At 45.8% G+C, this 14200-nt stretch carries 10 protein-coding genes; 2 read left to right on the top strand and 8 right to left on the bottom strand.

Annotation, left to right across the window (positions count from 1 at the left end; translation table 11 throughout):
• Nucleotides 1-319: 319 nt before the first annotated feature.
• Nucleotides 320-2059 carry an alpha/beta fold hydrolase gene (locus tag I3248_RS05240; protein ID WP_238062804.1) on the bottom strand — a complete coding sequence of 580 codons (1740 nt, stop codon included), beginning with the start codon at nucleotides 2057-2059 and terminating at the stop codon, nucleotides 320-322.
• Between the two features lie 346 nt (nucleotides 2060-2405).
• Between I3248_RS05240 and I3248_RS05235 the strand changes: the two genes are divergently transcribed.
• Nucleotides 2406-2681, top strand: coding sequence for a hypothetical protein (locus I3248_RS05235; RefSeq protein WP_025647099.1), 276 nt, complete (start codon nucleotides 2406-2408; stop codon nucleotides 2679-2681).
• An 82-nt stretch (nucleotides 2682-2763) separates the two neighbouring features.
• Nucleotides 2764-3642, top strand: a complete 879-nt coding sequence (locus I3248_RS05230) for a methyltransferase domain-containing protein (protein WP_238062803.1) — start codon at nucleotides 2764-2766, stop codon at nucleotides 3640-3642.
• 35 nt (nucleotides 3643-3677) lie between these two features.
• Here I3248_RS05230 and I3248_RS05225 read toward each other — a convergent pair whose 3' ends face one another.
• The 7 genes from I3248_RS05225 to I3248_RS05195 form a co-directional block, all read right to left on the bottom strand.
• The gene (locus I3248_RS05225; protein ID WP_238062802.1) at nucleotides 3678-5108 is read right to left on the bottom strand and encodes an ABC transporter ATP-binding protein; all 1431 of its coding nucleotides are present in this window, start codon (nucleotides 5106-5108) and stop codon (nucleotides 3678-3680) included.
• A gap of 165 nt (nucleotides 5109-5273) precedes the next feature.
• Nucleotides 5274-6938, bottom strand: coding sequence for an iron ABC transporter permease (locus I3248_RS05220; RefSeq protein WP_201603502.1), 1665 nt, complete (start codon nucleotides 6936-6938; stop codon nucleotides 5274-5276).
• 46 nt (nucleotides 6939-6984) lie between these two features.
• Nucleotides 6985-8100, bottom strand: coding sequence for an extracellular solute-binding protein (locus I3248_RS05215; RefSeq protein ID WP_238062801.1), 1116 nt, complete (start codon nucleotides 8098-8100; stop codon nucleotides 6985-6987).
• 178 nt (nucleotides 8101-8278) lie between these two features.
• Nucleotides 8279-9067, bottom strand: a complete 789-nt coding sequence (locus I3248_RS05210) for a 16S rRNA (uracil(1498)-N(3))-methyltransferase (RefSeq protein WP_238062800.1) — start codon at nucleotides 9065-9067, stop codon at nucleotides 8279-8281.
• Nucleotides 9064-10653: a 3-deoxy-D-manno-octulosonic acid transferase gene (locus tag I3248_RS05205; protein WP_238062799.1), complete on the bottom strand. Its 1590-nt coding sequence runs from the start codon at nucleotides 10651-10653 to the stop codon at nucleotides 9064-9066. The genes I3248_RS05210 and I3248_RS05205 overlap by 4 nt, the downstream gene beginning before the upstream one ends.
• A gap of 133 nt (nucleotides 10654-10786) precedes the next feature.
• Entirely contained in the window at nucleotides 10787-12337 is a 1551-nt protein-coding gene (locus tag I3248_RS05200) for a sel1 repeat family protein (protein WP_238062797.1), read from the bottom strand.
• 36 nt (nucleotides 12338-12373) lie between these two features.
• Nucleotides 12374-14020, bottom strand: a complete 1647-nt coding sequence (locus I3248_RS05195; RefSeq protein ID WP_238062796.1) for a cardiolipin synthase — start codon at nucleotides 14018-14020, stop codon at nucleotides 12374-12376.
• Between the last annotated feature and the right edge of the window lie 180 nt (nucleotides 14021-14200).

Genomic DNA, 14200 nt, shown 5'->3' with positions numbered 1-14200 from the left:
GATAACCATCAAAGAATTAGCCAGTAAAGCAACACCATAAAGCGTGAAAAATCTTGGGAAAATGATGATCGTTTTAGTAGTAAATAAAGAGGACTATTTTAGCACAAATCTGCAAGCTTAGGGGTATCTATATACCAATAAAATCAAGCAAAACAGCTGATTAGCGGGCTTTATTTGCACTTGACAAAACGCTAGTAATATTACTCTAATAACCCGTCTGTTTTTCTATATTTATAGCTGCTTTATCAACAAAAAAACTGCACCTTTTCGGATGCAGTTTTTTGGATGACGCTAGTATCTTCAGATTATCAGTTTAAGACTATCTTGGAACCACTTGAGAGGCGCTAAAATCTTGATCAAAGAACTCACGCGTCGCTTGAGTACAAGCGGTGCTGACTAGACCACCATGATAATCGCCTAAGAATGCTGCACCTGCTGCGCGTGTTGCTGACTCAACCGCCAATGCATTGGCTTCAGTTTGGCTTTTACCCTCTTGAAGTGCTTTTGTATACGTTTCCGTATAAGCTTCAGTGTATGCGGTAGTCTGAACTGACTGCACTTTAGTAGCAAATCTACTTTGCACATCATTGGTAACTGCTTGTATGTCCCAAGCATTCATCGAAGCTTTACCTATCATAACCAAAGAAGGCTGGTTTGGTCTGTTATCTTCGTTAGTTGCATCGACATCTAATATCGTAACGTTGATATTTTTTGCGCTTGGATCAAGAAGATTTGCTGCGCGCAATAAGCCATTTACCGCCCCAGTATTTAGATCATAAAATACCGTTGGATCCTGATTGCCGCCGCACAATAATGTTGGCATATTTGGTCTATAACTACGTAGATCGTTGTCTTTTAAAGCCTTACGTAGTGGGTTTTGTGGATTGGCAGCCGTCTTACCGCTATTCATAACTGTTGGTATCAAACCATCGGGATTGGCTTTCGAATCCTCTATGAATGCAGCTCGAAAATCAGTATTGATAAGATAGTTTGTATCATCAAATCCTAACGGCGCAAAGGGCAGGTTAGATGGAGGTAGAGAAACTAAGGTTGGATTGCTAGGAGTTCTTTCAAACAATGCAAATTCAGGTAGTTTATTGGCTGTTACAAGCTCACCAAAACTCAATATGTTTGGCAACTTAGTATTAGCGTAGTTGCTAGTAAATATCTCACTAGGGTTTTGATAAATATTATATTTTTTCTGTAAACCAATCGCTAACAAAGGCGCAAAACGAGTGGCACCGATATTAACATTACCTCTGAATATAAAGTCACCAAAGGCAGCTAATGCGTAAGGGCCAGATAATGGCGCTATAGCAGTGACTGTTTCGCCATCTTGCTCTAACGCTCTAGCTGTGGCCATAGCCACGTGACCACCTTGTGAGTACCCACTGATATACAGTTTGCCAGAATCCTCAATACCAGTGTAATTCGCGTTATTATTGTCTTGTTCATCATCAATGATATCGCGTGCACTCTCTAATGCATCGATCATATCAGTAGACTGCTGCTCAGCGACGAGATAAGGGTGATAATCGAGATCTGACTCATCATAACCGGCGTAGTTGGGTGCGACAACGATATACCCTTGTGCAGCAAAGTTTGCCGCGATTAAAGTCGCTTCACCCACTGCTGAATTTTGCGTATTACCGACTTGAGCAAAATCGTAGTTTTTGTCCGTCGTGGTACCATGCGCATAGAGCAAAATGGGTCGATCACCTTGACAGTCAGCACTATCACCACTTGGTAGCATCAGCGCTGCGGTCGCATTGGTACGCTCGCCTGCAGCGCCAACAGTCGGATAGCTGACCTTTTCAATGGTGACGCCGCACTCAGCATCAGGAGTGTCAGCAGTATCGCCAATAAGAGTATCTATTTGATCTTTGCTAAAGGCATTTATAAACTCTGAAGTAGTTGGAGATTCTGTTGATATTGGCGCATTAAAATCATTATCATCATCGCCGCAAGCCGTTAGTAGTAAGCTACTGGCGACAGCTACCGATAATAGACAGCGCGACATCGTTGGGATTTTAGACAGATTGGCATGGGGAATGGTCATATTCGCTATCCTTAGCATTGAGTGACAGGGTTTTAATGTTAATTTTAGAATATTAATACAGCGCAATAGCCACTTTATCAAAAACAGCTTTAGTGATTAATAATCTATAATGCATACACCTTACTGTTTATACCGTAAAAGGTTAGAAAAAGATACTGAGAAGTTGATAATTCCGGCTCTTGTACAAGTTCTTGAGCTTTAAGCACTCTAATATCGTTCATTCTAATATAGTTCATTCTAATATAATCATAGACAAAATATTCTTAATCGCTAAACTGACTACTGGTTTTGCCTAGGGTCTGTTAAAGATTAACCCTCAAACTATTATCTTATAGGTCAATATTTTATGGATATCGTTTTAGCTATTGTTTGGATTTTGGCAATGGTGCTCTATAGCTTCTCTAGTGATTATGCCCAGTACTTTCCTGATCATAATAATCGCGCACTACCTTTTGTACGTTGGGGTTCGCTATTAGTCGCGATGGGCTTATCTGCATACCTTGCTCAAGCCTATCAACAACACTTACAAGGCACTGGTATTTGGGTCTTTGTCATTGTCGTCTTCGTTATTATCATATTATCTAAACTCGTCTTTAAATGGGTGCTCAAACGCCGCCGCTAAAGTACAAAATAAAGCTCTAATAAAAGTAAACTAAACATAACTACGCAGCGGTAGTCAATTTAATAATAAAGAAAATCAATTTATGACAGACAGCAAAAGAGATAACTCACAAAACCAGCAGAGAGCGACACGTACCGATCGTAGCTTTGAGCCGATTGCTGATCATTTTGAAAAAAAGGTCTACAGCGGTTTAAAAGGAGCGATTCGGCTTGCGGTATTGCGCCGAGATATTTTTGAGTATGTGGAGACACAAAGTCAAAACTTAGGACGTCCGCTGCGCATATTAGATGTCGGAGCCGGCTTAGCGCAAATCGCTATAGAACTGTCAGCGCAAGGTCACACGCTTGTCATCAATGATATCTCTGCCGCTATGTTAGACAAAGCGCAAACTCATGCTGCCGCCCTTGAGACAGACACCAAAACCAAGCTAGATATCAGTTGGCTGGTTTGCCCTTATCAGGAGCTTGCATCCAAGCTTGCTACAGACAGTACTGCAGAAAACAGCGATAGTAAGTTTGATCTCATCCTTTGTCACGCGCTGCTCGAATGGCTGGCCAAGCCGGCTGAGGTAATGAGATTTTTTGATACTCAGCTACGCCCTCAAGGCGCATTATCACTCTGCTTTTATAATCCAGCGAGCTTCGATTATCGCAACCTAATTATGGGTAATTTTAATCTGCTAGATAGACAGCTTGAAGGCAACTATGCCGCCGACAATAAAAAAAGCCTAACGCCCAATCATCCGGTCGCCAGACAAGAGGTAGAAGCGTGGCTACAACAACATCATTATAAAGTAGTGCTTGAGAGCGGGCTACGTGTCTTTCATGATTACGCGCCGCTTAAGCGCGGCGGTCATAACGACCCTGAAGCAGTGATAAAAATGGAGCTACGCTATTCTCAGTTAGAACCGTACAAATGGCTAGGACGCTACTTGCATATCTTAGCGACTGCGAACGGCTGATATTGACTGATATGTTTACTCCTGTTTAAGCGCGCTCAATGTAATCTATCGTACTCTGACCACGTGGTGGCATTGACGTCTTTTTCATCGAACACCACCACATGCTCAAGTAACGGCAAGATACCGATATGGCTACCAACTGCGTGGTTATGGTGGCTCGCGACTAACGACAATACCGTCTGACCACTGTCTAATTGCAGCCGATACAGATAGTTAGCACCGCGAAACACTCGTCCAACGACTAATGCAGTTTGCGGGCTATCATCATCATGAATGATATCATCAGGACGCACAAGCACCTTAATGGGCGTGCCATTAGGATAGTCATACTCGCAGTATTGCGGCTGCCCTGAGGCATCGTACACCTCCATGCGCCGATAGATATCGCCAAGCGCCGTCTCGACATGACCTTCTTTGATAATACCATCTATCATCGCGCCCTCGCCGACGAACTCAGCGACAAAAGGACTAACCGGCTCGTGGTACAGCTCGCTTGGCGTTGCCCACTGTACCAGCTTGCCTTGATGCATAACCCCGACTTTATCTGCGAGCGCAAACGCTTCGTTTTGGTCATGAGTCACTAAAATAGCAGTAGTATTGGTGCGTTTTAGAATATCACGCACGCTCATCGCTAATGATTCGCGCAGCACCACATCAAGGTTAGAAAAAGGCTCATCAAGTAATAGTAACTTTGGCTTAGGAGCCAGTGCTCGAGCTAACGCCACGCGCTGCTGCTGACCACCCGATAGCTCAGCGGGACGTTTATCAGCGTGCTCGCTCAGTCCCACCAGCTCTAACATCTGCGCCACGCGCGCTTTTTTATCAGCGCTAGACCATTTATTAAGACCAAATCCAATGTTTTTGGCGACGCTGAGATGACCAAATAGCGCATAGTCTTGAAACACCATACCCATACCGCGCTTGGCAGGAGCCACCGCAAAGGAATGGCGGTTATCTTGTTCGGTTAGACGCTGATGATTGAGCTCAATTTTGCCTTGGCGGGTAGGCTCAAGCCCAGCAATAGCTCGCAGCGCTGTGGTTTTTCCGCAGCCGCTATACCCCAAAAAACAACCGATCTCACCTTGTTGCAGGCTCAATGACAAGCCATTGACAATAGTCACATCATCGTAGCCCACGATTAAGTTTTCTACTTTTAAAAAAGGCTCAGTATCGCTCTTTGAGGCGCGCGGGTCACGGTAGTTACGTTGCTCGTCGCTCTGCTCACTGCTGCTATCACTACCCGTATCCGCTTCACCAAGCGTTTGCGTATTTTGTATAGTTTGGCCTTTTTGCGGTAACGCTGATACCGGGAGCACAGATGATTTTTTGCTCACTTCTAGCCTAGCTTTGGCTTTGATAAGCTTTGGATCTAGACCTTTTGTAAGGGATTGACGGTCTTTAGAAGAAGGCTGTTTTGCATAGCTCTCCTCGGTATCTAAAGTATCATTAGTCAAGTTGGTATACATAGAAGGTTCTCGTAAGCGATAAATAAATGAGACGGGCGATAATAAATATTAGGGATACTCAATATTAGAGGTGCTCGCTGCTATTTAAAGGTGACAAAATTAAAGGAAAAATCTAAAAGTGCTCATACTAACATGTTAATTATGAACGATTACCATTTATGCAGATTAGCTATGCTTTTCACTTTGGCGTAGTAATATCCATACAGGTATTAGCCCCACCAACACAATCAGCAAACTCGGTAGCGCCGCTCTCGCCCACATGCCTTCGCTTGTCATTTCAAACACTCGTACCGCCAGCGTATCCCAGCCTTGCCGACGCGTCATTAGGGTGATTGGCATCTCTTTCATCACCTCCACAAAGCCCATTAGCAAAGCCGTCAGCACTCCCGGACTAAGTACCGGCAGCACCACTTGTCGCCAGCGCTGGAACGGACTACTGCTTAACAGTTCAGCGGCGGCTTCTTGATTGACCGTCAGTCGCTGTAATTGCCGATCGATCGGCTGAAAGCTCACCGTCATAAAACGTGTTGAGAGTGCTAATAGCATCACAATGACGCTACCTGATAATACTTGCTTGGTGGTAATACCAAAAGCGATCAGCTGATTGTCCAACCAAGCAATAGGAATAAACACGCCAACTGCCAGCACGGTGCCTGGTACCACATAGCCCAAATTAGCAAGCGTGGTCATCAATTTCGTGCTCTTATCGGCATACTGACGCTTAATCCAAGCAATAATAATAGCGAGAAAGGCAATCAGCACTGTGGTCATGCTCGCAATAAGCAGACTGTTGGTGACAAAATCGATATAGCGCGCATCAAAGTCTTGCCGGTAGTTCATCGCCGTCCAATACAGTAGCTGCAAAAACGGTACTAGAAATGCCAATAAAAATACCAGACTACAAAGCAGCGTCATGCCCCATTTAGCTGCTGCGTTACTCGTCAGGCGCTTATTACTGCTTTGCGCGGTTATCGAGCCGCGACGTGCCTGCCAATACTGCTCAAATATCACCACGATAAACACTACGCCAATAAGTAAAGCCGCCAATTGCGCGGCAGTAGTCAGGCTAAAAAAGCCAAACCAAGCCTTATAGATAGCAGTGGTAAAGGTATCGACATTAAATACTGATACCGCACCAAAATCCGCTAGCGTCTCCATGCTGGCAAGTAAAAGTCCACCAATAATCCAAGGCAGTGCTTGCGGCAGCGCCAAACGAAAAAACACGCGGCTACGACTGAGCCCAAGCATCTGCCCCGCTTCGATCGCGCGGTGACCTTGCGACAAAAAAGCTTGCCGCGCTAATAAGTAAACATAAGGATAAAAAGCAAGCGATAAAATAAAGCCTGCGCCCCAAACGTTGCGCACTGAGGGAATAGCAGTGGTCACGCCCAGCTCTCGCAAGCTCGTCTGCAAAGGCCCACTAAAATCAACCATACCGACAGTGACAAAGGCGAAAACATAGGCGGGTATTGCAAGCGGCAACATCAGAGCCCAAGAAAAAAACCGCTGACCTGGGAAGCGGTACATACTCGTAACCCAAGCCAGCGAAGTACCCACGCTACCCGAGATGACCGTCACCATCGCTAATAAGATAGCGGTATTTTTTAATACTTGCGGCAGCACATACTCGCCCATATGTGGCCAGATATCAGCCATCGGCTGTGTCCAAGACAGTAGGACGATCAAAATCGGTATCAGCATAAACAACGAAATCAGTCCTAAGACTGATTTCGATAAAACACGTTTAAGAAGGGTGCGATCCTTAACGACGATAAGGTCTGGAGCCCCTATATCGTCTGCATGTTCGGACGCTTTTGGTATCGTTACCATATTACTACCATCTTCTACCCTCTATAGCGACGCTAATGAACAAGCCTTACTTATAGCCTGCTTTGTCCATCATTTGAATCGCTTGAGTTTGTAGCGAGCCAAATTTTTGAACATTGATATCATCTTCTTTAAAGCTGCCCCAAGATCTGAGCATCTCTGACTCATCAACGCCCTGTTTTACTGGATACTCTTTATCGGAGCTGGCATAGATACCTTGCGCTTCATCAGACGACAACCACTCCATCAATTTAAGCGCGCCATCTGGATTGTCTGCTGCCGCAACTACGCCCGCGCCAGAGATGTTGACATGGGTGCCAGTTGTGTCTTGATTGGCCCAAAATATCTCTACTGGAAAATCAGGGTTTTCATCAAGGATGCGGCCATAGTAGTAGCTGTTAGCGATACCCACTTCACACTGACCAGCCGCAATAGCTTCTAGCATACTCGTATCATCGCTGAACACATCAGTGGCTAGATTATCTACCCAGCCGCGAATCACCTCTTCAGTTCTTTCAGGGCCCAAGTGCTCAATCATACTAGCGACTAGTGACTGGTTATAGACCTTTTTTGAAGTGCGCAAGCATAGCTTGCCTTTCCACTTTGGATCAGCCAGATCAGCATACGTCGATAGCTCCTCGGCATCGACTTTGTTAGGGTCATAAAAGATAGTACGAGCGCGTAGCGACAGACCTGTCCAATTACCCGCTGGATCACGGTACTTCGCCGGAACGTTAGCATTTAGAGTTTCTGATGCTATCGGCTGCAATAAGCCCTGCTCTCCTGCTTGCCATAAGTTACCGGCATCAACGGTTAATAGCATATCAGCTGGGGTGTTATCGCCTTCTGCTTGTAGGCGCGCCATCAGTGGGCCTGTTTTATCAGTTACCAGCTCAATCTCAACGCCAGTCTCTTCGGTATAGCGATCTAATAACGGCTTAATCAGCTGCTCATTACGCGATGAATAAATCGTCACCGACTGATCGCTATTGGCCGTTGCCGCTTCAGTTTCAGTTGTTGATGCCTCGCCTTCAGCCGTCTGTTCAGGTGTCTGGCTTTGATTACAACCGACCAAACCTAACATCATACTAAACATAGCCACAGATAACGTGGTCTTTATGGGCTGACTTACCGCAACTGAATCATTAAGCGCTTGTAACGACATGGCTTTCTCCAAAGCTGGATTATAAATAAAAGAACATCGATAGGGGGTTATAAATAACGAGATAAACGGATTAAAACGAGCAAATACATACTAATAGAAATGATATTAATTATCAATAACTTTATGCGACTCGCTCATAAGAGCAGAAGCTATAATGTGCTTGATGTTGCAAGGTTTGTTAATGAGGTAACAGCCACTGCCCGACAATGACGTTGACTGCCGCTTCAGTACGCAATATTCTTGAGCCTATAGTAAGCGCTTGACAGCCTTGTGCAGCTAGTAGCTCAATCTCATAGTCGATCCAGCCGCCCTCGCTACCGATAAAAACTATCTTAGGTAAGCTATCAGTAGGCAAGCCACTATTATTAGCTGATCCGCTAGCAATAGACGCTCGCTGTAAATATGTTGACAGCGATAACGCACCATAAGGATGAGCAACGATCGCCTGTCCATCTATGTCTGTGAGCAAACGCGGTAGCTTGTCTTCTACAAAAGGTTTAAAGCGTTTCTCTAAGGTGATGGACGGCGCGATAGTATCAACGGATTGTTGTAGTCCTTCGAGTACAAACTCGTCAAAACGGCCAAGCATTGGGCTTTGCCAGTAGCTTTTTTGGCTGCGATAGCTGTTTATTAAGATGATGTGTGCCACCCCAAGCGCTGTCATATCCATAATTAATCGGCGCAGCACTTTTGGGCGTGGCAGTGCTAAAACAACGGTGAGGTCTAACTTAGCGGGCGGTGCAAGGGTGAGCTGCACTTCGCGTAGCTGAATGGCAGTTGGTGTCATATCATCGATAATCGCGCTGCCCAGCTTGCCGCCTAATTGTCCAATCTTTAAGCTATCGCCTACCTGCAAGCCTAATACCTTATGGATATGATCGATTTGTTTAGGGTCGCTGATATAAGCTTGAGCGCTTGCAGCGTCAGCATTTACGAAGTTATCGATGGGTAATAGTAAACAGTTCACAGCACTTCTCTGCCCGATATTCCTTGCAATGACTGACTAATGACCGTCTCAATCATCTCAAGTTGCTGCGTAAGCACCGCTTGTTGCTTACTTGTCAATTGCGCGCCTGCCTGCCCTGCGCGCTTAGCGGCTGATAAATCACTCAGCCAAAGCTGTAACTGACTATACATCTTAACCTGATCTGATGAGTTTGCGCTCTTACTAGTGTTTGATGATTGGCTCTTGCTAGTCTTTTGCAAAGCATCATTCTTTGAATTTTGAGAGAGCAATTGCTGATGGTCTTGATAAAACTCATTATTAGGCTGATAAAGCGCCCCTACCTCTGCCAGTTTATCCACCACACTCTGACAAGACTGCGTATATTGGCCCATTAGCACAGGCGTCGCTACGCTCGCAGGCTCAACAGGATTATGACCGCCGATATCTACCAACGAGCCGCCGACCAAAGCCACATCAGCTTGCTCATACCAGTGCATCAGCTCGCCCATCGTATCCGCAAGATACACTTGGGTCTGTTCAGTGATAGGCTCATCCAAACTACGCCTTGCCATAGCGAGAGTGGTAGATGTGATAAGCTCAGCGACCTCAGCGAAACGTTCAGGATGTCTAGGTACGATAATCAGTAGCGTATTGGCAAGCTTAGGATCTGACAGCAACTGCTGCTGCCATGCCAGCGCAATACCCTCTTCGCCTGCATGGGTACTTGCTGCTATCCATATCGGCCGATTGAGACCCTTTAGCGTCATACTATTTGTAGACTCTTGCTCTACTTGCATATTTGTGGCTACTGGTTTTGGCGTGTTAATCACCCATTTTAATGAGCCGGCTACTCGTATCTGTGAGCTTAATGCGCCAAGTTGGCGAAAGCGTTTCGCCGACTCATCGTCCTGCGCGATAATCAGCGTCAAATTTTGCATCATGCTCGCACTGACCGATTCGATCTTTTGATAGCTTTTGAATGAAGAGGCGGATAAGCGTCCATTGACCAAAATACTAGGAATTTGCTGAATCGAGAGTTTGGTTAAAATATTGGCCCAAAGTTCAGTTTCGATAAACAAAGCCGCCATCGGCTGTACGTGACTTAAAAACTTTTCAATGACAGCCGGACTATCTACCGGCACGTAACTATGAGTCAGCCGTCCTTGCGCGATATCGTCAGCAAAACGCTGAGCGGCACGCGCAAAGCCCGTCTGCGTGGTATTGGTCAACCAAATCTGGTAGCCCTTCGCTAGTAAAGCGTCTAATAAAGGCGCGGCGGTGTTGGTCTCGCCTAAAGACACCGCATGACACCAAATTATTTTTTGAGTCGAGATATCTGCCGTTGATGGAACTGCGAGCGCCGGATACTGCTTACCAAAGCGCTGAGCCACTTCTTGCTGATAGTTGTCGCGCTTATGCGAGCGGCGCCAGACTTGCAGGCGATATAAGGGTTTGAGAATACCAATCGCCACCCGATAATACCAAGGCGGGCTTTGCGGAGTACGCATAGCAAGCTTCATCGGCTCAGCGTAAACTTCGACTAAATCGACGGTAGGCTCCTGTGTCTCTATATCTGTTGAAGACGGCGGGGTATAAGAGGACGGCATGACATGAGACCCGTTTAATAAGGGATAAGACGGCAGCAAACACAGCCGACACGTTAACTTAAGCAGACAAGACGAAAAACTAAAAATGAGCGTGACAATTTTACCGTAAACCTTAGTCAATGAGAATTAGCCATTAGACAAATATAATTAATAAAAGCGCCGCTACCACTATCGCGCCAATAAGCCATTGATAACGCTTAAAGCTGTGCTGCTCTTGTTTTTGTGTCTCGATCAGCATTTGCGCTTGTTGCCACTCCTTATTCAGGGTGATGGCTTCTGGATGACCATTGTCCGCCGCTTGCTCGAGCCAATATCTGCCCATGTCTATATCTTGCGTCAGTCCAAACCCTTGATAGTATAGCTTACTTAACAAGCGCTGGGCGCGGCTATCATTGGCGTTGGCGGCTTGTTTGACTAAGCTTATACCCTTCTCCTTACTCGCCTGATCTATGCTAGCCCGATCTGTACTAGCTTTGTCCTTATCAGACTCGCTATCTATATTTAACTTAGCGGTACCTTCGCCTAATAGCTCATGCATCGCAAGTCGGAGCATAGCGGCAGTATGGCCGGCGTTAGCTGACTTTTGTAGTAAGCCTAATGCCTGCAGACGGGCGGCTTGATGAGTATCAGAGAATTTAACTTGCGCACGTGGTTTGTTTTGTTTTGCGATATGACGCTCGAACTGATCGAGTATATGACAAGCTTGCTCATATTCCTTGTTTCCAGCATTTTGCGGTACTTTAATCTCATCCAGCTCTTTTAACAAACGAGTAAAGATCTCAGGCGTCGGTTGGGCGTTTTTATTAGCAACTTTATTATTTGCGGTCTGGCTATTAGGGCTTTTATGAGCAGGGTTATTAACTTCATTATTGGTTGCAATTTTAGGATGGTTATCGCTATCCCTTGGCTTTAACTGCGCTGTGGTTGACGGTAAGACAGACTGAATAGGCAGCTTAGCGTTTATCTGCACTGATTCATCTTGTCCTAGATCTTGCTGATATTTTGGGTTATTTTCCGTATTCGCTGGCAGCCTTTGAGTCTCTACTGTGGTATTCGCCGACTGAGATGTTTGAGATATTTGCGAAGACGCTTGAGGCAAGCGCTCTTTGACCGCTTGATATAGGCCGCTAGCAATCTGTCCTCCTTGAGCGGCGACAAATTGCCTATCAATATGACCAAATAGGCGCAAACCGATTGGCTCTAAAGCAAAAAATAACGCCGCTGCATGAGCGCTTACCTCATTTAAATCATCGTTTACCTGAGCACTGTCTTCTCGATAAGCTACTGCCATGTCTTGATAAAAATCATCGGCAGATAGTCTCAGCTGAGGATAACGGCGGCGCAGCTCAGACTGACTGTACCAATGCGGCAAGCTTTGCCACTCACCGGCTAAAATGCGGCCGGCATAAAACGCAAGGAACCATAATAGATGGCGAAAGCGATCATCTGCTAATAAGTGCTGCTCTGTTACTGCGTTTTTAGCATTATCTCGGCGTATCTGTAATAGTAGCGTGTCCACGCGCTGCAAACTCGCTAGCGTCTCATCTAACTTACAAGCCTGCAGCTCAGCCTCATAAGCGATACCGCCTGCGATAGGACGCTGAACCAAGAAGTCCTGCCAGTACCCTTCAGCGATATAATCCAGTGAAGTCTTGGCTACAAATGAATCAGAGCTGACAGACATAGCGAAACGTATCCTATGGGTGAATAAACATGCAAATTATAATAAGGGACTAAACAAGCGTATCACATTATCGAACAAGCTTTTAGAACGAGGGCGCTGCTGCCAATAATGCAACTCCAAAAACTCACAATTCTCCAAATAAGCGTTTTGGCAGCTCAGAACTTGCGCCACCATCTCTGAGGTATAAATCGCCAAAGTCACCTCCATATTCAGATAAAAGCTACGCATATCGATATTCACTGTACCAAACAGGCAGTAATCATCGTCAATGACCACGGTTTTGGTATGTAGCAAACCGCCTTCAAAGCGTGCAATCTTCACGCCCGCCTCTAACAGCTCTTGATAATAAGCCTGCGAGGCATGCTGTACCAGAAATGAATCTACTTTCTTTGGCACAATCAACGTCACATCGACGCCGCGCCTTGCAGCTGTGGTTAGCGCCCCAGATAAGGCTTCGTCTGGCACGAAATAAGGCGTAGTAATCTGAATGCGCGTATTAGCACGGTGGATAACCGTGACTAGCGTATTATAAATGACATGCCCGGTCAGCTGCGGCGCTGATGGGATCAGCTGAGCGATAACGTTATTGACTGTTGGCATAGGCGCAATATCTATCAAGTTTGTCCCCGCTAATGGCTGCACGGCACTCTCTTGCGTATGCCCCTGCTCATCAAGCAATTGCACCCGACTGTTCAGATCGTTGATAGTAGGATGCATCACATAGAGCTTACGCGTGTAATTATTTACCCGCTTATCAAGCTCATAGAGATTATCTTGACTCTCAGCGCCAATATCGGTGACCACCACTTTACTCATAGCCGTCGCGATACTAATCGGTTGCACGCTTGTGCTCCGAATCATCACATCGATCCACTGGCCGACGTTTTTATCTTGTTTAAAATAGTTAGGGTCAACCAGATTGAAGCTGCCGGTATAGCCTATATACTCATCGATGACGATAATCTTGCGATGATTACGCAAATCTGAGCGCTTAAACAAGGTCTTAAGCAGCCCTACTGGCAGCGACTGATAAACAAAGACACCGGCATTTTCTAATGCTTCTTGGTGCTTACGATTAAAAAACCCTAGACTACCAACACTATCCGCTAGTATGTGACACTCTACCCCGCGCCTCGCGGCACTCATTAAAGCCTGCAGTACTTCAAGCACTTGGCCTCTCGGGTAGATAATATAAAACTCCATATAAATGGTGTGAGCAGCATTATGAATATCAGCAATAAGCTGATCAAAAATAGCGCTTGGACTCGTCAGCAGCTGCATTTGATGACCAGCAAATACGCCAAAGCCGGTCTTTCGCGTACCGATAGAGCTCACCCCGCGATAATGATCGGACAATAGATCTTGGCCTTGATCAAACACCAAACGCTCGCGCGCTGCCATATCGTTGGTCAATAGCTGCGCTTGGTCAACGCGCTGCCGATAACGCCGCCCAATCATCGGCTCGCCTAACAAAAGATAGGCGACAAAGCCGACTAAAGGCAGCGTGTAGAGCATAGCAATCCAAGCAATAGACACGCCAATATTGCGCTGCACTGTGACGATACGCAGCGTCATAACGACCATCAAAGTAATATGGAATACTAAGCCAAGACCGGCCAAGTCGATCCAAGACCAAGGCGCAAGTGTCTGTTGTGTCGCTAAAGGGTCTATAATACTCTCCAATGATTAAGGTGTCCTAAGCTTGCAGCATCTATTAGCGTATATACAGCTTATATAGCACGTCTATCTATAGGTATGAAAAACAAACTGCTATAGTAAGCCTCCCTCCTATAGTTTATCAAATGTAATTTATCATCTAGCGCCGTAAAACCACGTCCTTCTAGGGCGTGGATATCAGGCGTC

The sequence above is a fragment of the Psychrobacter sp. Ps3 genome, from assembly GCF_022129275.1.
Classification (GTDB): domain Bacteria; phylum Pseudomonadota; class Gammaproteobacteria; order Pseudomonadales; family Moraxellaceae; genus Psychrobacter; species Psychrobacter submarinus.
This window is presented reverse-complemented; position numbering and strand designations above follow the sequence as displayed.